Annotated in this window: 18 protein-coding genes and 1 pseudogene; 14 read left to right on the forward strand and 5 right to left on the reverse strand. The window is 31.7% G+C overall.

What is annotated here, in order from left to right:
- The first annotated feature begins 7 nt into the window (after window positions 1–7).
- The 6 genes and pseudogenes from prdA to CLOTH_RS04055 all read left to right on the forward strand — a co-directional run bounded on the left by prdA (window position 8) and on the right by CLOTH_RS04055 (window position 6,193).
- Window positions 8–1,891 (forward strand): D-proline reductase (dithiol) proprotein PrdA, encoded by a 1,884-nt coding sequence (gene prdA / locus CLOTH_RS04025; RefSeq protein WP_079411461.1) that lies wholly within the window; start codon window positions 8–10, stop codon window positions 1,889–1,891.
- A 15-nt stretch (window positions 1,892–1,906) separates the two neighbouring features.
- Complete coding sequence (locus tag CLOTH_RS04030) at window positions 1,907–2,158, forward strand: CBO2463/CBO2479 domain-containing protein (RefSeq protein ID WP_079411463.1); 252 nt, start codon at window positions 1,907–1,909, stop codon at window positions 2,156–2,158.
- Between the two features lie 13 nt (window positions 2,159–2,171).
- Entirely contained in the window at window positions 2,172–2,897 is a 726-nt protein-coding gene (gene prdB, locus CLOTH_RS04035) for a D-proline reductase (dithiol) protein PrdB (protein ID WP_079411465.1), read from the forward strand.
- A 64-nt stretch (window positions 2,898–2,961) separates the two neighbouring features.
- Window positions 2,962–4,212, forward strand: a pseudogene (gene prdD / locus CLOTH_RS10895) (proline reductase cluster protein PrdD).
- Entirely contained in the window at window positions 4,209–5,216 is a 1,008-nt protein-coding gene (locus CLOTH_RS04050) for a proline racemase (protein ID WP_079411468.1), read from the forward strand. The pseudogene prdD and the gene CLOTH_RS04050 overlap by 4 nt, the downstream one beginning before the upstream one ends.
- 95 nt (window positions 5,217–5,311) lie before the next feature.
- The gene (locus CLOTH_RS04055) at window positions 5,312–6,193 is read left to right on the forward strand and encodes a sulfite exporter TauE/SafE family protein (RefSeq protein ID WP_079411469.1); all 882 of its coding nucleotides are present in this window, start codon (window positions 5,312–5,314) and stop codon (window positions 6,191–6,193) included.
- A 29-nt stretch (window positions 6,194–6,222) separates the two neighbouring features.
- Here the strand turns inward: CLOTH_RS04055 and CLOTH_RS04060 are convergent, their stop codons facing one another.
- Complete coding sequence (locus CLOTH_RS04060) at window positions 6,223–7,398, reverse strand: CD0519/CD1768 family membrane protein (protein ID WP_331722000.1); 1,176 nt, start codon at window positions 7,396–7,398, stop codon at window positions 6,223–6,225.
- A 154-nt stretch (window positions 7,399–7,552) separates the two neighbouring features.
- On the opposite strand from CLOTH_RS04060, the gene CLOTH_RS04065 reads away from it, so the two are divergent.
- The 6 genes from CLOTH_RS04065 to hpt all read left to right on the forward strand — a co-directional run bounded on the left by CLOTH_RS04065 (window position 7,553) and on the right by hpt (window position 12,853).
- On the forward strand, window positions 7,553–8,191 hold the full coding sequence (locus CLOTH_RS04065) for a single-stranded DNA-binding protein (RefSeq protein WP_079411470.1): 639 nt from the start codon (window positions 7,553–7,555) through the stop codon (window positions 8,189–8,191).
- Between the two features lie 80 nt (window positions 8,192–8,271).
- Window positions 8,272–8,862 carry a class I SAM-dependent methyltransferase gene (locus CLOTH_RS04070; protein WP_079411472.1) on the forward strand — a complete coding sequence of 197 codons (591 nt, stop codon included), beginning with the start codon at window positions 8,272–8,274 and terminating at the stop codon, window positions 8,860–8,862.
- A 38-nt stretch (window positions 8,863–8,900) separates the two neighbouring features.
- Window positions 8,901–9,044: a hypothetical protein gene (locus tag CLOTH_RS10705; RefSeq protein WP_169835120.1), complete on the forward strand. Its 144-nt coding sequence runs from the start codon at window positions 8,901–8,903 to the stop codon at window positions 9,042–9,044.
- Window position 9,045: 1 nt separating this feature from the next.
- Window positions 9,046–10,812 (forward strand): sigma-54 interaction domain-containing protein, encoded by a 1,767-nt coding sequence (locus CLOTH_RS04075; protein ID WP_079411473.1) that lies wholly within the window; start codon window positions 9,046–9,048, stop codon window positions 10,810–10,812.
- A gap of 148 nt (window positions 10,813–10,960) precedes the next feature.
- Entirely contained in the window at window positions 10,961–12,247 is a 1,287-nt protein-coding gene (locus CLOTH_RS04080; RefSeq protein ID WP_079411475.1) for an L-cysteine desulfidase family protein, read from the forward strand.
- Between the two features lie 66 nt (window positions 12,248–12,313).
- A complete protein-coding gene (gene hpt / locus CLOTH_RS04085; RefSeq protein ID WP_079411477.1) occupies window positions 12,314–12,853 on the forward strand; it encodes a hypoxanthine phosphoribosyltransferase in 540 nt (179 codons plus the stop codon).
- Between the two features lie 25 nt (window positions 12,854–12,878).
- On the opposite strand, the gene dapD is transcribed toward hpt, so the two are convergent.
- The 4 genes from dapD to CLOTH_RS04105 are packed head-to-tail and all read right to left on the reverse strand — an operon-like array spanning window position 12,879 to window position 16,263.
- A complete protein-coding gene (dapD, locus tag CLOTH_RS04090; protein WP_079411478.1) occupies window positions 12,879–13,586 on the reverse strand; it encodes a 2,3,4,5-tetrahydropyridine-2,6-dicarboxylate N-acetyltransferase in 708 nt (235 codons plus the stop codon).
- A 16-nt stretch (window positions 13,587–13,602) separates the two neighbouring features.
- Window positions 13,603–14,358: a 4-hydroxy-tetrahydrodipicolinate reductase gene (dapB, locus tag CLOTH_RS04095; RefSeq protein ID WP_079411480.1), complete on the reverse strand. Its 756-nt coding sequence runs from the start codon at window positions 14,356–14,358 to the stop codon at window positions 13,603–13,605.
- Window positions 14,359–14,367: 9 nt separating this feature from the next.
- Entirely contained in the window at window positions 14,368–15,249 is an 882-nt protein-coding gene (dapA, locus tag CLOTH_RS04100) for a 4-hydroxy-tetrahydrodipicolinate synthase (protein WP_079411482.1), read from the reverse strand.
- A 15-nt stretch (window positions 15,250–15,264) separates the two neighbouring features.
- Complete coding sequence (locus CLOTH_RS04105; RefSeq protein WP_079411483.1) at window positions 15,265–16,263, reverse strand: aspartate-semialdehyde dehydrogenase; 999 nt, start codon at window positions 16,261–16,263, stop codon at window positions 15,265–15,267.
- A 118-nt stretch (window positions 16,264–16,381) separates the two neighbouring features.
- Between CLOTH_RS04105 and CLOTH_RS04110 the strand changes: the two genes are divergently transcribed.
- Both CLOTH_RS04110 and CLOTH_RS04115 read left to right on the forward strand, forming a co-directional pair.
- The gene (locus tag CLOTH_RS04110; RefSeq protein WP_079411485.1) at window positions 16,382–17,524 is read left to right on the forward strand and encodes an amidohydrolase; all 1,143 of its coding nucleotides are present in this window, start codon (window positions 16,382–16,384) and stop codon (window positions 17,522–17,524) included.
- Window positions 17,502–18,374: a type II CAAX endopeptidase family protein gene (locus tag CLOTH_RS04115; RefSeq protein ID WP_079411487.1), complete on the forward strand. Its 873-nt coding sequence runs from the start codon at window positions 17,502–17,504 to the stop codon at window positions 18,372–18,374. Before CLOTH_RS04110 ends, CLOTH_RS04115 begins: the two co-directional genes overlap by 23 nt.
- Window positions 18,375–18,376 lie beyond the last annotated feature (2 nt).

An 18,376-nucleotide genomic window follows, 5' to 3' on the forward strand; every position in this document is an offset into this window, starting at 1 on the left:
ATTTCTCATGGCAATTACACAAGAAACAGCGAAAGCTCATGCTAATGACCCAGCAATATCTTGCTGTAGATTTGAAGCTGGTACTGTGATTGAAGCATCAAACTTAGAAGATCCAGCAATATTCCCAGACTTAGTAGATTCAGGACTTTTAGAAATTCCTGATAACTGCTTAAAAATAGGTCAGGTTCTAGGGGCCAAACTAAAAAAGACAGTAGATGCATTAACTCCATTAACAGAAGATGTATTAGAGGGAGTATCTAAGTCTGAATCTAAAGAAGAGATAGTTAAGGAAGAAAAAACCACTCAAGAAATAAAGCCAGTAGCTCCAGTAACTCCGGTAGCTCCTGTTAATAGCTTAGGTGGAGTAATTAAGATACACATAGGAGAAGGAAGAGATATTAATTTAGAAATTCCTTTAAGTGTAGCTAGTCAAGCTCAATCTTTTAACACTTATGAAGTAAAAGAAGAAATAAAACCACAAGTACAAGTAAATGAAGAAGTTGTAGCTGACAAAGTAAAGCCAAAAGCAGTTAGAAAACTTACTAAGAAGCACTTTAAAATAGATAAAGTAGAATTTGGTAGTGAAACTAAGATTGAAGGAACAACTCTTTACATAAGAGAAGACATAGCTAAAGACGCTATTGATAGTGAAGAGTTAGTTGTTGATCTTAAAGTGGATATAATAACTCCAGATAAATACAACACTTACAGTGAAACAATTATGGATGTTCAACCTATAGCAACTAAAGAAGAAGGAGAACTTGGAACTGGAGTAACTAGAGTTTTAGATGGAGTTATAATGATGGTAACAGGAGTAGATGAAGGCGGAGTTCAAATAGGGGAATTCGGTTCTTCAGAAGGTGAATTAGACAGAAACATAATGTGGGGAAGACCAGGTGCTCCTGACAAAGGAGAAATATTTATAAAAACAGAAGTAGTTATAAAAGAACATACAAATATGGAAAGACCTGGACCTTTAGCTGCTCATAAAGCTTCTGATTTTATAACTCAAGAAATAAGAGAAGCTTTAAAGAAAGTAGATGATTCTTTAGTTACAGAAACTGAGGAACTTGTTCAGTATAGAAGACCAGGAAAGAAAAAAATAGTTATAGTTAAAGAAATAATGGGTCAGGGGGCAATGCATGACAATCTAATACTTCCTGTTGAGCCAGTAGGTACTTTAGGAGCAAAACCAAATGTTGACCTTGGAAATGTTCCGGTTGTATTATCTCCTCTTGAAGTTTTAGATGGTGGAATACATGCATTAACTTGTATAGGACCTGCGTCAAAAGAAACATCAAGACATTACTTTAGAGAGCCTTTAGTAATAGAAGCTATGAATGATGAAGAAATAGACTTAGCTGCAGTAATATTCGTAGGATCTCCACAAGTAAACTCAGAGAAATTCTATGTTTCTAAAAGACTTGGTATGTTAGTAGAAGGTATGGATGTAGATGGTGCTATAATAACTACTGAAGGATTTGGAAACAATCATATAGATTTTGCAAGTCATCATGAAGAAATAGGATCTAGAGGAGTTGCTGTTGTAGGTATGACGTTTGCAGCTGTTCAAGGTGCGTTAGTTGTAGGAAATGAATATATGAAATATATGATAGACAACAACAAATCTAAGCAAGGAATAGAAAACGAAATATTATCAAACAACACTCTTTGTAAGGAAGATGCAATAAGAGCACTTGCGATGGTAAAAGCTGTAATAGCTGGTGAAGAAGTTAAAGCACCTGAAAGAAAATGGAATCCAAATGTTAAGTCAAACAATATAGAAATGATAGAAAAAGCTACTAATTCTAAGGTAGATTTAGTTGAAAATGAGCAAGTTCTACCAAAGAGCAAAAAGAGAATGGAGATATACGAAAAAGAAGAGGCATAAAAATAGGTGATAAAAATGGAAAAACTAAAATATGCATCTACGGAAAGATATGTAGAAGGTGTAATAGTAGAAATAAGAGATGGAGCAGTTGGTATAGACTTAAAGGGAAGAATAGGTCATCTAAAAATACCAAAGAGAATGCTGATAACTAATTATGAGCTAAAACTTGGTCAAGAAGTTGGTTTTTTAATGAGCTACCCTGAAGTATTAGGAGAAGAAATAAACGAAAAGTATGCCCAAAATGTAAAGCATAACGAAAATAAATAAAGGAGGTAACGATATGAGTTTTACAGTGGTAAAAGGACTACAATCAGAAATATTTGTTCCTATAACACCTCAATCAGTTTGGACTCCGGTCACTAAAGAACTGAAAGATATGACTATAGCACTTGCCACAGCTGCTGGTGTGCACTTAAAAAGTGATAAAAGATTCAATCTAGCAGGAGATTTCACATACAGAGTAATCCCTGGAGATGCTAAACCTGAAGAAATGATGGTATCTCATGGAGGATATGACAATGCAGATGTTAATAAAGATATTAACTGTATGTTCCCTTTAACAAGACTTCAAGAATTAGCAGAGGAAGGATTTATAAAAGCAGTTGCCCCAGAGAACTTTGGATTCATGGGTGGTGGTGGAGACCAACAAAAATTCACTGAAGAAACTGGCCCAGAGATAGCTAGAAGACTTAAAGAAGAAGGCGTTGATGCTGTACTCCTTACTGCTGGCTGAGGTACTTGCCACCGCTCTGCCGTGATTGTGCAGAGAGCAATTGAGGAAGCTGGAATTCCAACTATAATAATAGCAGCTCTTCCTCCTGTAGTAAGACAAAATGGAACTCCAAGAGCAGTTGCTCCTTTAGTTCCAATGGGTGCTAATGCTGGTGAGCCAAATAACAAAGAAATGCAAACAGCTATAGTAAGAGACACTCTAAAGCAATTAATAGAGATACAAACACCAGGAAAAATAGTACCACTTCCATATGAATATGTAGCTAAAGTTTAGAACAAATTCCCGCTTCATTAATTAAAGGAGCGGGAAAGTTTTAATAAAATTGAAGGTGAAAAATATGGATAATGAAATAATATTGAGAAGGCTTGTTATAAGAGCCTTTCATATTAATAAAGTTATGATGGATGAAAGATGTAAAATAGAAAATAAAGTATTGATGATTGATAAAAAAATATCAAAACGTATATGTGAAAAAGAAGAATTGATAGAAGATATAACTGTAAATATAATAAATCCAAAAGAGCATGACATATATGTAAACAGTATAATGGACATTATTCCTGTATCTACAAAGGTTCTTGGAAGCTTAGGAGAAGGAATTACTCATACTTTAACAGGAGTTTATGTAATGCTTACTGGAGCTGATGTTGATGGAAATCAAATGGCTGAATTTGGCTCATCAGAAGGAATACTAAAAGAAAAGCTAAAACTGAATAAAGCAGGAACTCCATCAATAAATGATTATATAATTCATTTTGATGTAAAATTAAAATCAGGTGCTATGTCAAGTAGAGAGTATCCACTTGCAGCACACAGAGCGTGTGATTTATTTATTCAGGAGATAAGAAATGTTCTAAAAGATCTAGAAGGAAAAAGCGCAGATTCTTCACATGAATATTTTGATAAGATAAGACCACAAGGCAAGAAAGTAGTAATAATAAAGCAAATAGCAGGTCAGGGAACCATGTATGACAATATGCTATTTCCATCTGAGCCAAGTGGTTTCGCTGGAGGCAAATCTATAATAGATATAGGAAATGTTCCTATTATGATGTCTCCTAATGAATACAGAGATGGCGCATTAAGGGCCATGACTTAAGGTGGTGTATTTATGGGAATAGGACCGTCAACAAAAGAAACTACTCTTCATCACTTCAAAGATCCACTGCTTGATATAGTAGCTAATGATAAAGATATAGACTTGCTAGGGATCATGTTCGTTGGGACACCACAAGATAATAAGGAAAAATATTTTGTAGGAAAAAGAGCAGCTGTATGGGTAGAGGCATTAAGAGCAGATGGAGTTATAATTTCTGTAGATGGATGGGGAAACTCTCATGTTGATTATGCTAATACCATAGAAGAAATAGGAAAAAGAAATATCCCTGTAGTTGGACTAAGTTTTGTAGGTAAGCAGGCAAAATTTGTAGTAACTAATAAATATATGGACACAATAGTTGACTTTAATAAATCAAGTGAAGGAATAGAAACTCAAGTTGTAGGAGAGAACAACGTAGATTCCTTAGATTCAAGAAAAGCTTTAGCACTATTGAAACTTAAAATAAACAAAAAGGGGGAATATAAATGATAGCTATAAGAAGTATTCACGCAGTTGACTCACATACTATGGGAGAACCTACAAGAATAATCATTGGAGGTATTCCAAATATTCCAGGAAAGACAATGGCAGATAAAAAAGAGTATCTAGAAAAAAATATGGATAATTTAAGAACTGCTGTTATGTTAGAGCCAAGAGGTCACAATGATATGTTCGGTTCGATTATTACAGCTCCAGTTAACGAAGAAGCTGACTTTGGAATAATATTTATGGATGGTGGAGGATATTTAAATATGTGCGGCCACGGATCCATAGGAGCTGTAACTGTAGCTATTGAAACAGGTATGGTAACTCCTTTAGAACCTATAACAGAAGTTACTATGGATACTCCAGCAGGTTTAGTTAAAGCAAAGGCAAAAGTAGAAAATGGAAAAGTAAAGGAAGTATCTATAATAAATGTTCCTGCATTCCACTATAAAAAAGATGTAGAAATAGATGTCCCAGAAATAGGGAAAATAACTCTTGATATATCTTTCGGAGGAAGTTTCTTTGCTATATTACATGCAAATCAATTAGGACTTAAAGTAGAACCAAAAAATGCCCAAAAACTAACAGAACTAGGTCTTAAAATAAGGGATATAGTTAATGAAAAAATAGAAATATCTCATCCAACTTTAGAGCATATAAAAACTGTTGATTTAGTTGAAATATACGATGATCCTACACATCCTGAAGCTAACTATAAAAATGTAGTTGTATTTGGCCAAGGTCAAGTAGACAGATCTCCTTGTGGAACGGGAACATCAGCTAAGATGGCAACTCTTTATTCAAAAGGAGAACTGAAAAAAGAAGAATTATTTGTGTATGAAAGTATACTTGGAACTATATTTAAAGGTAGAGTACTTGGAACTGAAAATATAGGAGAGTATGAAGCTGTAATACCGGAAATAACAGGTTCTGCGTATATAACAGGATTCAATCATTTTGTTATAGATCCAGACGATCCAGTTAAATATGGGTTTATACTAAAATAAGTCTGATTTTTAACAAAATATGCACTTTTTATTAATCTATTGAATATAATGAGATAGATGGTATAATTATAAATATTTTATAAGGAGGTATCATAATGATAAATATTGTTTTAGGAATATTAGCTGTCCTTACTCTTTGGTTTACAGTTGTATTCGTAAGGGACTTTGCTGCAAACAAAAATAACCTAGAGGATAACTCATGGGCTAAAGTTTTCGGAATTGGATTTATAACAGACTTTTTCGATACTTTAGGAATAGGGTCGTTTGCTCCTACAACTGCACTTTTAAAAGGATTAAAGCAGACAAAAGATAGAATTATACCAGGAACACTTAATGTTTCTCATACTATTCCTGTTGTTCTTGAAGCATTTATATTCATGACAGTTATAGAAGTTGAAGCTGTAACTTTAATAGGTATGCTTTTAGCAGCAACTGTAGGAGCTTGGGTAGGAGCAGGTATAGTTTCTAAATTACCAGAAAGAACAGTTCAGTACGCAATGGGTATAGCTTTATTTATTACTGCATTTTTAATGTTCTCATCTAAAATGGGATGGATGCCAGGTGGTGGAGACGCTATAGGGCTTGAAGGTGGAAAGTTAATAATAGCAATAGTTGCTAACTTTATATTAGGAGCTTTAATGACTGCTGGAATAGGTCTTTACGCGCCATGTATGGCACTTGTATATTTCTTAGGAATGTCTCCAAGAGTTGCTTTCCCTATAATGATGGGATCTTGTGCATTCTTAATGCCAGTTGCATCTATTAAATTTGTTAAAGAAGGAGCATATGATAGAAAGGCTTCTATGGGTATAACAATAGGTGGAGTAATAGGAGTTATTATAGCAGCATATATAGTTAAGGAATTACCGCTTGAAACATTAAGATGGTTAGTTATAGGAGTTATACTATATACTTCAATAACAATGTTAAGAGCAGCATCAAAGAATAGAGAATTACCAGAAAAACCTGCTGAATAAATAAAAAGCTGTTGACATGTGTCAACAGCTTATTTTAATAGCAAATGTATGTAATGAGCAGATATACCAGCGAATATACCACCTATAGTATGAGATAATATAGCGTTATTAGTAAGCTTTCTGCAATTCAAAGCATCCATCATTCCAACATGAGTACTTAAATATCCACTCCAGCACATTCCCATAGCCGTAAACACTGCAATTTCATTAGGCCCTGCAATCCCATCACTTATAAACTTTGGAACTAAAGATATAGCAGCTCCTACAGCACCTAAAGAAGTAATAGGAAACGCTATAGCCTCAGATGATGTAAATCCGAATAAAGGATTTAATATAAACATAAATCTTTTTCCTATTGCAGGTAAAAGTCCAACACCCTCATAAGCAACACCATTATATACTTCCATTCCAGATGCAGGATCTATAGAAGGACCGAATGTCAAAATCATAACTAAAGTACATATAAATAAAACACCAGGTATTATAGCAAGTCCCATTTCAACTCCAGTTTTTCCACCTTCTAGTATAGAATCTAGAACTCTTTGAAATAGACCTTCATTTTTTATTTCTCTATACTTAAATACCTCAGGGTCGTAATCTGAAGTATCTTCAGTGTTTGAAGTATTTTTAAAATGCTCTTTAGTAAAGTAAATCATAAGTCTAACACTTATTATACTACCTATAATTGCCCCTACATTGCCTATTATAGCTGCTTTAATAAACTCTTTTCCTTGAGACATCATAAAAGTAGTTACTATAAGCCCCATACCGAATGAAGTTCCAAGATTGCATAAAGCAGGTAACTCGTAATCTTTAAAATACCTTTTGAATGTTTTATCATTAGCTAAAGATATTACTGCTGGGTTATCTGACAAATAAGTAGTTATTGCTCCGACTATAGCAGCACCAGGAAGGTTATAAAGTGGCTTCATAAGAAAAGCAAACATGTAATTAATTAGCGATATAACCCCAAACTCAGATAGTAAATTTGCTATAGCTCCAGCAAGAACTGCTATTGCCATGATAAAGAAAACCGTGTTCAAAAGCAGGTCGTGTGCAGTATACATTATGACTTTAAACATTGTTCCAACACCCATTTTCTGCGATAGATATAAGAATATGCACATAGATACTAACAAAAATGAAAACGTTTCCAAATTAACTGCTTTGACCCTTTTTTTCTCTGACTCTCTCTCTGTTATCAAGTTGTTTACCCACCTTTCAGATATATTTCATTAAGATTTTATCACGGTAAATAGTTAAATAGCAATCAAAAAATATCAAATATTTAGAATAAAACAATTATTGGAATAATATAATTATTTTAGATAACACATAAGATCATTGGGGGGAGCGAAAATGAGTAATTTAAAAGAAATCACAAATGTTGTAAATCTATGTGGTGAAATATGTAGTGAATTAGAAATGAGCCACGAAATATTCGGAGAAAAGTTTTATAACACTGCAATAAGAGTTAAAAGATTAAGTGATCTAGATGATGTTTTACCTATAACTATATCTGAAAGGCTTATAACAGATATGGAGCTAACACTTGGAAAACAAGTTAGTATTACTGGTCAAATAAGGTCTTACAATAAATTCTTAGAAGGAAAAAATAGACTTGTAGTGACAGTGTTTGTAAAGGAGATATCTGAAGACTTTGAAGATACTAAAGATCCAAATACTATATTTTTAGATGGATATGTTTGTAAACATCCAATTTATAGAAATACTCCTTTAGGTAGAGAGATAACAGATTTATTAATTGCTGTTAATAGGTCATACAACAAGTCTGATTACATACCTTCTATTGCATGGGGAAGAAATGCCAAGTTTTCTAAGAACCTTCAAGTAGGAGATAGAGTTCAGATCTGGGGAAGAATGCAAAGTAGGGAATATGAAAAGAAAACAGAAAATGGAGAAGTAGAGAGTAAAGTAGCATACGAAATATCTATATCAAAAATGAAAAAGATGCCTGAAAATAATGCCAAAGAATAAATTGTATTGATGAATGGAATTATATTTATTATAATGTTTACATACATTAATACGAAAGAGAAAGTAGTGGGTGAAAAGACTTGGGTAGTATATGCACAGAGGGTAAAATTGAGATAAATGGAAGTATTTGTCCTGATAAAAAACGAAACAACGTACAGAATTTCGTAGAGCGTATAAACCCTACTGTAGGAGAAAAAATATTGCTAGTAGGTAATGTATCTAATTATGGTAAATATCTAAATAAACTAGGTGTAGAAGTAACTATATTAGAAAATGAAAACGATATATACAAGTCTGCCGCATTGCAAAATTGCAACTGCAATGTTATAAAAGGAAACCTTGAGTATATACCTTTTAAAAAAGGATATTTTGATAAGATAATATTTTTAAATTATTTCAATTCATTTCAGGATGAAGAGAAAGTATTAAAGGAATTATGCAGGGTACTAAAATATAATGGAAATATAATAATACAAGAAAATAACCCTAAAAGTCTATATAGTAAATTAATAGCTATTAGTAAGAAGGTTTCTGGATGCAAGTGTAAATTTTATAACCTAGATGAAATTATGAATATGTTTCAAGCTAGTGGTTTTGATGGGATTTGCAAAAATATAGATAAATATAGTTTCATCTACGTAGGTAGAAAAATAAAAGAAACAATGGACTAGGGATTTCCTAGTCCTTTTTTTGAACAAAGGAGGAAACTATGAAGATATACTATAATGAGATATTTCTTGTGCTATTACTTATAATATTAATATCTATTCAGTACTCTATAAATAAGATTATAGTAATTCTAAAAGAGATAAGAAACATACTATGTGAAGTTAAAATAAAGGACAAGATGTAATATGATAGGATTAAAGCACATAAAAGAAGATATTGAAAATATAGCAAAAGTAATATCAACAGTTCTTAATGTAGATGTTACTATAGTTGATGAAGATTTAATAAGAATAGCAGGTACTGGCCACTATAAGAATAAAATAGGAGAAAAAGTAAGTGAACGATCTGCATTTGGAATATCATTATCAAGTGGCAAAAACTTTATAATAGAGAATCCAAGAGAAGATAACATATGTAATATGTGTAAAATAAAAGACATTTGTAATGAGTATGCAGAAGTGTCCTGTGCAATAAAGTTAGATGAAAAAGTTTACGGTGTTATAGGACTTATAGCTTTTAACGAAATTCAAAAGAACAACATAGTACAAAATAAAATAAAGTTAATGGACTTTTTAACGAAAATGGCTGATCTTATATGTAGTAAGATTATAGGTGAGAATAAATCATATGAGCTTAAAGTAGAAACAAGGAAACTTCAGATGCTTTTAAACACAATGGATAAAGCTGTAGTTTCTATAGATAAGTATGGAAAAATAGACAAATGGAATGAAAAATTCGTTGAAATATTTAAATTAGATAGTAATCTCAGAAGTTTGAACATATCTAGCATATTAAGTTTTATAGATATTAATAATTTGACTGATCAAAAAAATAGCTCTTCTTTTACGTATTCAAAGCAAGATTATACATTTAGTGGAATTTATAATGCTAATCCTATAATGATTGATAATGCTATACAAGGATATGTTTTTTACTTTGTGGATAATTTATCTACCATAAAGGACTTTAATGAAATCACAGCTAATGAATATGGTGTAAAGTTTAGCAATATAATAGGGAATAGTCCGTTGATGAGAAAAGTTAAAACTAAAGCTAATATAGCTTCAAAGTCTCTTTCTACAGTTCTTATAACAGGAGAAAGTGGAACTGGAAAAGAAATTTTTGCAAGAGCTATACATAATAATAGTGATAGAGCTAATAATTCTTTTATAGCTATAAACTGTGCAGCCATCCCAGATGCACTTTTAGAAAGCGAACTTTTTGGATATGAAGAAGGTGCATTTACTGGTGCTAAAAAAGGTGGGAAAGTAGGAAAGTTTGAACTTGCGAATAATGGAACATTATTTCTAGACGAGATAGGAGATATGAGTATACATCTTCAGGGAAAGCTTTTAAGAATACTGCAAGAAAGAGAAGTTGAAAAAGTAGGGGGGAGTATCAGTATACCTGTTGATGTAAGGATAATAGCAGCTACTAATAAAGACCTAGAAAAGATGGTCAGGTGTGGCGAATTTAGAGAAGATTTATATTACAGACTAAATGTAATACCTATAAATATTCCACCTTTAAGAGAAAGAAAAGAAGATATTCCTGATTTATTAGAATATATTATTTCAAAATATTCTAATAAGCTAAATAAAAGAATTTATAAAATAGATGATATAGCTATGGATAAAATCTTTGAATACCAATGGTATGGAAATGTAAGAGAACTTGAAAATGTAATAGAGTATAGTATAAATATGTGCAGTACAGGTATTATCAGATATGATGATTTACCAGAAAAAATAAAAAATAATGACAAAAGTTTTATGTATGATAATTATGAAAAAATAACTCCTCTTTGGGAGCTTGAAAGAAGAGAAATAATAAAAGCATTAGATAAATTCAAGGATTTTAAGAAAGATAAAGAAAAAGTAGCTGATTCTTTAGGGATATCTAGAGCTACATTATATAGAAAGTTAAAAGAGTACAAAATAGTCTCAAAATGATACTCAGTATCGTTTTGAGACTATTTTGTTTATAATATGATACAAAAACCGATAACCTAATTGCGTATATATTGAAATTTAGGCACATGAAATTTGGCATGATTATTGCTAAAAGATATAGTATAAAGATCAATTAGGGGGTTTTGATATGAAAAATATACTTTTAGAAATATTAAAGTCAGAGGTTAAGCCAGCTGTTGGCTGTACAGAACCTGTAGCTGTAGCATTAGCATGTTCAAAAGCGAAGGAAATACTTGATGATACTATAAAAGAATGTAGTGTAGTTGTAAGTTCTAATATATACAAAAATGGAATGTGTGTTGGAATACCAGGAACAGAAAGAATAGGTCTAAAAATAGCATGTTCAATGGGATTAGTTGCTGGAAAGTCCAGTGATGGACTTAGAGTGCTTGAAAATCTTACAAAACAAGAAGTATCAGCTTCTGAAGAGTTTGCAGACAAAAATATGATAAAAATAAATTCTATTAATACAAAGGAAAAAGTATATGTAAGAGTTGATTTGAAAGGAAAAAATAACACATCTAGTGTTATTATAATGGGAAAACATGATAATTTTGTGCATATACAAAAAAATGATGACATCATAATTGGTAAAGATATAAATTTAGAAATAGAAGAAGGTATAACGCAAAGTCCAATAGCTGAAATTACGATTAGTGAGCTTATAAAAGAGATAGAAAAATTTGATTTTGAAGATATAAAGTTTCTCTTAGAAGGTATAAAAATGAATGAGTCTATAGCTAAATTTGCTTTAGATAATAAAGTGGGTGTTGGAGCAGGATATGGAATAAAAAAAGCTATAGAAGATAATATACTATCAGATGATTTGATGAATAGAGCTATGATGATAACCGCAGCTGCATCTGATGCTAGAATGAGTGGTATAAATATGCCTGTTATGAGCTCAAATGGAAGTGGAAATCATGGTATCACAGCAATACTTCCTATAGCAGCATACAATTATTTATATCCACAAAGTGAAGAAAGACTAGCTAAGGCACTTGCTATAAGCCATTTGGTTACTGCGTATATAAAAAATTACACTGGAAGATTATCTGCTGTTTGTGGCTGTGGTGTAGCAGCTTCAACAGGAGCGTCAGCTGGTATTGTATGGCTTATGGATTGTGGGTATGATAAGATCAAAGGGTGTATAGATAATATGATTGCAAATCTAAGTGGAATGATATGTGATGGTGCAAAAGCTGGGTGTGCTTTGAAACTTGCATCTGCCGCATCTGCTGCAGCTCAAAGTGCACTTATGGCTAAATACGACTGTATAGTTCCCCCGCTTAATGGAATAGTTGGAAATCAAGTTGAGGAAAGCATCAAAAACCTAGGAAAAATAAGTACTGAAGGAATGATAATAACTGATGAGGTTATAATAAATGTTATGGAAAGCATGAATAGTAATTAATTCAATTGACAATATTCTACTTTTTAATTAAAATAGAGTATAAAATTATTAATTGGAGGTACCTAAATGGATATAGAAAAAAAGAAGTGGGAAATCCTATGTTCAGAGGATGATATAGCTAATAGACTTAAAGAATTAGGCAAAGAAATATCAGATGAATATAAAGATAAAAACTTAATGGTTATTTCTTTGCTTAAAGGAAGTTTTATATTCGCAGCTGATCTAGTGAGAAATATAAGTGTTCCTGTGAAAATAGGGTTTATGACTACATCAAGTTATGGTCATGGAAAAGAAACATCAGGTTCTGTTAGCATGCTTGCTGATGTTACTGATGATATAAAAGGATACGACGTTTTAGTTGTAGATGATATAACTGACTCAGGACTTACGATGAAATATGTTCTTGATCACTTAAAAACAAAAAATCCTGCAAGTGTTAAATCTTGCGTTCTTTTAGATAAGCCAAGTAGAAGAAAAGTTGAATTAATTCCTGATTATGTAGGATTTACTATAGAAGATAAGTTTGTCGTTGGATATGGATTAAACTATGGAGATTACTATAGAAATGTTCCATATGTATTTGTTGTAACTGATGAAGATAGATAAAAAAGGTGGCGTATGCCACCTTTTTTTATCCTCTTAAATCATCCAAAAGCTTTGTTTTTTCTTTGGTTTTATCATCTTTCATTTTGATTACCCTAGCAGGAGAACCTGCAACAACAGCATTTTCAGGAACATCACATGTTACTATAGCTCCGGCTGCAACCACAGAACCTTTTCCTACCTTAACACCTTCAAGTATTACAGCGTTAGCTCCTATCAATACATCATCCTCTATAATAACAGGATTAGCAGAAGGGGGTTCTAAAACTCCGGCTACAACAGCACCAGCACCAAGATGTACATTTTTTCCGAGTTTTCCTCTAGCTCCTATAACTGCATTCATATCAACCATTGTATTTTCGCCTATTTCTGCACCTATATTTATTACAGCTCCCATCATTATAACTGCATTTTTTCCTATAGAAACCATATCCCTAATTATTGCACCGGGTTCTATTCTAGCCTCAGTATTTAATGGATTATACATAGGTATAGCAGAGTTTCTTCTATCATACTCTAAGTGATAATCTATTATAGTATCCTTATTTTCTTTCAGTAACATATCTACATCTTCATATTCTCCGAAGATAGTATACAGATTCTCATCTCCAAATATTTTTAAATTAGGATACTTATTAGAAGCTATCTTTCCTTTCAAAAAAAGCTTAACTGGAGTTTTTTTCTTAACATTTTTGATGTACCTTGCGATTTCGTATGGATCAGTCATATTCATCATTAGTACAAATCCCCCCTTATAATGTATTTATCATATTTTTCATATTATAATAACCAGCTTGCTTAGTAACTATAAATTTGGCAGCTTTCTTAGCACCTTCAGCAAATACTTCTTTAGATAAAGCCATATGATTTATCTCTACTATTTCATCAGGACCTGCAAATATTGTTGAATGCTCTCCAACTATAGTTCCACCTCTTACTGCATGAATACCTATCTCAGATTCGTTTCTTTTTGCATCCTTACCATATCTTCCATAATTAAACTCACATTCATCGTTTAAAGCTGATTTTATTTCATTTGCTATCATTAAAGCAGTTCCACTTGGAGCATCTACCTTTTTATTGTGATGCTTTTCGATTATTTCTATATCAAAACCTGAAAGTGCTTTAGTAGCTATCTTTACTAAATCTAGGATTAAGTTTACACCAATTGACATGTTAGAGCTATGGAATATTGGGATATCTTTTGAAGCTTTTAATATATCATCAAGCTCTTCATTACTATAGCCTGTTGTAGCTATAACAAGTGCAGTTTTGCTATTTTTAGCATATGATAGCAAATCATTTAAACTTTCAGGTCTTGAAAAATCTATTATGACATCTACTTTCTCTTTAATATCTAAAGGGTTATTATAAACAGGAAAACTTAATGAAATATCTGTTTTTTTATCAATACCTGCTACTAGATTAAAATCAGGATCCCTACTTATAGAATTGATTAAAACCATTCCCATTTTTCCGAGGCATCCATTCAAAGCTACATTAATCATAAAAACCTCCTATGATAATTTAAATCCGTAGTTTATCAATTCTTTTTTCAATACTTCTAAATTATTTTCACTCATTTCTGTTAAAGGAAGTCTAAATTCTCCCATATTAAATCCTAAAAGGTTCATAGCAGTCTTAACAGGTATAGGATTTACTTCTATAAATAGAGAGTCTATTAGAGGTTTCATATCAAGTTGAAGCTTTCTAGACCCTTCGATATCTCCTTCTAAGAATTTATAAACTAAATCATGAGTATCACGTGGACATATATTAGCAACAACTGAAATAACTCCAATTCCACCTAATGATAATAAAGGAAGAATCATATCGTCGTTTCCAGAATATATAGCAAAGTCTTTAGGACAAATTCTAGCTATTTCAGCAATCTGAGAAATATCTCCGCTTGCTTCTTTAACACCAACTATATTTTTGATTTGTGCAATCTTAGCTAAAGTAGATGGCAATATATTTACGGCAGTTCTTCCAGGAACGTTATAAACTATTATTGGTATATTTACAGAATTTGCTATAGCCTCAAAATGAGTTATAAGTCCCTTTTGAGTAGCTTTATTATAATATGGAGTGATAACTAAAAGACCATCAGCACCTAATCTTTCTGCCTCTTTGCTAAGGTGAATAGAGTGAGCAGTATCGTTAGAACCAGTTCCTGCTATAACGGGTATTCTTTTATTAGTTTTTTCTATAACAAACTTTATAGCAGATAACTTCTCATCATCAGTCATAGTGGAAGCTTCTCCAGTAGTTCCACAAACTATAAATGCATCAGTTTTTTCTTTGATGTGAAATTCGATTACTTTTTCGAAAGCATCAAAGTCAATTTTACCATCTTTAAAAGGAGTAACAAGAGCAACACCAGAACCTTTAAATAGCATAAATAACCACCCTTTCTAGATTAAATTATATTTTAATATATATTCAGCAATTTGAACTGCATTTGTAGCCGCACCTTTTCTTATGTTGTCAGCTACTATCCACATATTAATTCCATTATCTAAGCTAAAATCCCTTCTAATTCTTCCAACGAATACTTCGTCTTTGCCAGTAACATTTAAAGCAAGTGGATATTCGTTAGAACTTGGATCATCTAAAACAACCACTCCATGTGCATTTCTTAAAGTTTTAAATATATCTTCAATTTCAAAAGTTTTTTCAAACTCCACATTCACAGATTCGCTATGGCAATTAAAAACTGGAACTCTAACAGTTGTAGAAGTTATTTTTAATGAGTAATCATTCAATATCTTCATTGTTTCATTTATCATTTTCATCTCTTCTTTTGTATATCCATTTTCTAAAAACGTATCTATATGAGGAAGACAGTTATTTGCTATTTGATGAGGATAAAATATATTTTTATTTCCTTTTAATCCTTCTTCAAGATCGTTAATACCATTTACCCCAGAACCTGAAACAGCTTGATAAGTAGAGTATACTATTCTTTTAATTTTGAATTTATCGTGAAGAGGTTTCAAGGCAACGACTGCTTGAATTGTTGAACAGTTAGGATTTGCTATTATTCCATTATGATTTTTTATATCTTCTGGATTAACCTCAGGTACTACTAAAGGAATATCTTTATGCATTCTAAATGCACTACTATTATCAACAACTATAACTCCTTTTTCCTTAGCTATAGGAGCGTACTTTAAGCTTACATTTCCTCCAGCTGAAAATAAAGCAATGTCTATATCTCTATCGAAAGAGTTTTCGTTTAATTCTTCAACTATGTAATTTTTACCTTTAAATTCTAAAGAAGATCCTGCAGATTTTTTAGATGAGAACAGATAAAGGTTTTCTATAGGAAAGTTTCTATCTTCTAAAACCTTTAAAAATGTTCTTCCTACCATTCCGGTAGCTCCTACTATTGCTATATTAGCCATTTTCAATTTACATACCCCCTATAAAGAATATATGATAATATACTTATATATAGTATAGTTCATTATAAATATATTCTAGATATCAAAATAGGTGAGTACTATTTTGTAAGGGGTGATTGCATTTATGATTAATATATTTAAAATAAAGGATAATGTGATAAATCATAGAAAAAAGCTAAGAGATATGGCAGAAATAGGAATGAAAGAATACAACACATCTAGATATATAAAGGAATATCTAAAAAGTATAGATGTAGAGTATGAGGAATTTTTAGACACAGCTATAGTGGGGATGATAAAAGGAAAAAAAGGAGATAAAACAATAGCGTTTAGAGCTGATATGGATGGACTAGATGTAGGTGGCAAAGTTAAACACTTATGCGGTCATGATGGACATATGAGCATACTTTTAGGGTTGATAGAGTATATAAAAGCTAATATAAATAGTTTAAATGAAAATATAGTATTTATTTTCCAACCCGCTGAGGAATCTCCAGGGGGTGCATTGCCACTTATAAAAGAAGGTGTTTTGGAAAAGTACAGAGTAGATGAAATATATGGCCTTCATATATACCCAGAAATCGATGAAGGGATAGTTGGTGTAAGGCCTAAGTATTTTTTAGCACAAACTGGGGAAATAGATATAGAAATAATAGGCAAAAGTGGACATGGAGCTATGCCACAAAACACTATAGATTCAATAGTTATAGCATCTAACTTTATAAACTCTATTCAGACTATAGTATCTAGAAATATAAGACCTTTAGATGAAGCAGTTTTAACTATCGGAAAAATAAATGGGGGAAGTAGAAGAAATATTATAGCTCAAAGAGTGAACATTGAAGGAACTATAAGGGCGTTTAAAGAAGAAGTGTATAACAAGTTAAAAAATAGAATACTTGAAATAAGTGAAGGTTTCGAAAAAAGTTTTAATTGTAAGATAAATGTGAGTATAAAAGATGATTATCCGGCTGTATACAATGACGAAAGAATGTTTGAGGAAATGAAAAATATTTTAGGTGAGGAATTAGAAGTACTAGAACCACTTATGATATCGGAGGATTTTTCTTATTATCAAAAGTATATACCTGGATTGTTTTTTATGCTTGGTTCTAAAAATGAAGAAAAAGGATTTGTTCACGGGCTTCACAATATAAACTTTGATTTTGATGATAAAGTTCTGTTAAGAGGAATATATATCTATATAAATATACTTACACATAAAGGGGTGTTGATTAATAATAATGAGGAAAATTACAATATCTAATATAATTTACTTGTTTTTGGCAGTACTGTTTTTGACGGTGGGTGCTTACTTTCAAAGAATGGATATAAATACTGGGTTACTTATAACTGAGTATGGAATAATTCTTATACCTGCTATACTATTTTCACTTTGGTTAAAGAAAGAGCAAAGCATAAAGACATTTCTAAGATTTAATAAGATAAATACTAAAACATTTATAATATCGATATTTATACCTGCTTTTTCTTATCCTATAGCAGTTTTTGGAAATGTTGTTTTTATGTTTATATTAAATAGTATTGGCATATACGATTCTCACTATATACCACTTGCATCTAACTTAAGTGAATATCTATGGTTTCTTATATTGATAGGAGTTACTCCAGGTATATGTGAGGAAGTATTATTTAGGGGATTTTTTCTTAGAATGAATGAAGAAAAGGGCTTTAGGTACTCTATAATATATTCTTCTTTTCTTTTTGCTTTATTTCATTTTAATGCATTTAATTTTATGGGACCGTTTGTTCTTGGAATTATATTCGCTTATATAACTATAAAAACAAATTCTATCTATCCTGCTATAATAGGTCATATAATTAACAACTCTATAGCGACAACACTCTCGTATGTACTTTTTAGAGGTGTAGAAGATATAGGCCCTGTTGATATACCACCACAAGTTGCACTAGCTCAGATGGCGTTTTGGGGAATTGTATCAATTGTTTCGTTTATTATATTGAGATTTCTGATAGGTATGATGGAAAGTAATGTAGAAAATGAGAATAAAGATGAAGAAAAGATGAATTGGAAAGCATATATTCCTGTTATCGCATGTATAGTTATTTATGTTTATTTTTCTATACAAATATAAAA

Source organism: Alkalithermobacter paradoxus (assembly GCA_002029295.1).
In the GTDB taxonomy this organism is placed as follows: domain Bacteria; phylum Bacillota; class Clostridia; order Peptostreptococcales; family Peptostreptococcaceae; genus Alkalithermobacter; species Alkalithermobacter paradoxus.

Coding starts and splice junctions, on each gene's coding strand:
- hpt (WP_079411477.1), top strand. CDS start 12,314: ATGGATATAGAAAAAAAGAAGTGGGAAATCCTATGTTCAGAGGATGAT.
- CLOTH_RS04115 (WP_079411487.1), top strand. CDS start 17,502: ATGAGGAAAATTACAATATCTAATATAATTTACTTGTTTTTGGCAGTA.
- CLOTH_RS04050 (WP_079411468.1), top strand. CDS start 4,209: ATGATAGCTATAAGAAGTATTCACGCAGTTGACTCACATACTATGGGA.
- CLOTH_RS04080 (WP_079411475.1), top strand. CDS start 10,961: ATGAAAAATATACTTTTAGAAATATTAAAGTCAGAGGTTAAGCCAGCT.
- CLOTH_RS04055 (WP_079411469.1), top strand. CDS start 5,312: ATGATAAATATTGTTTTAGGAATATTAGCTGTCCTTACTCTTTGGTTT.
- CLOTH_RS04030 (WP_079411463.1), top strand. CDS start 1,907: ATGGAAAAACTAAAATATGCATCTACGGAAAGATATGTAGAAGGTGTA.
- CLOTH_RS04065 (WP_079411470.1), top strand. CDS start 7,553: ATGAGTAATTTAAAAGAAATCACAAATGTTGTAAATCTATGTGGTGAA.
- CLOTH_RS04075 (WP_079411473.1), top strand. CDS start 9,046: ATGATAGGATTAAAGCACATAAAAGAAGATATTGAAAATATAGCAAAA.
- dapA (WP_079411482.1), bottom strand. CDS start 15,249: ATGCTATTTAAAGGTTCTGGTGTTGCTCTTGTTACTCCTTTTAAAGAT.
- CLOTH_RS10705 (WP_169835120.1), top strand. CDS start 8,901: ATGAAGATATACTATAATGAGATATTTCTTGTGCTATTACTTATAATA.
- dapD (WP_079411478.1), bottom strand. CDS start 13,586: ATGATGAATATGACTGATCCATACGAAATCGCAAGGTACATCAAAAAT.
- dapB (WP_079411480.1), bottom strand. CDS start 14,358: ATGATTAATGTAGCTTTGAATGGATGCCTCGGAAAAATGGGAATGGTT.
- CLOTH_RS04110 (WP_079411485.1), top strand. CDS start 16,382: ATGATTAATATATTTAAAATAAAGGATAATGTGATAAATCATAGAAAA.
- prdA (WP_079411461.1), top strand. CDS start 8: ATGGCAATTACACAAGAAACAGCGAAAGCTCATGCTAATGACCCAGCA.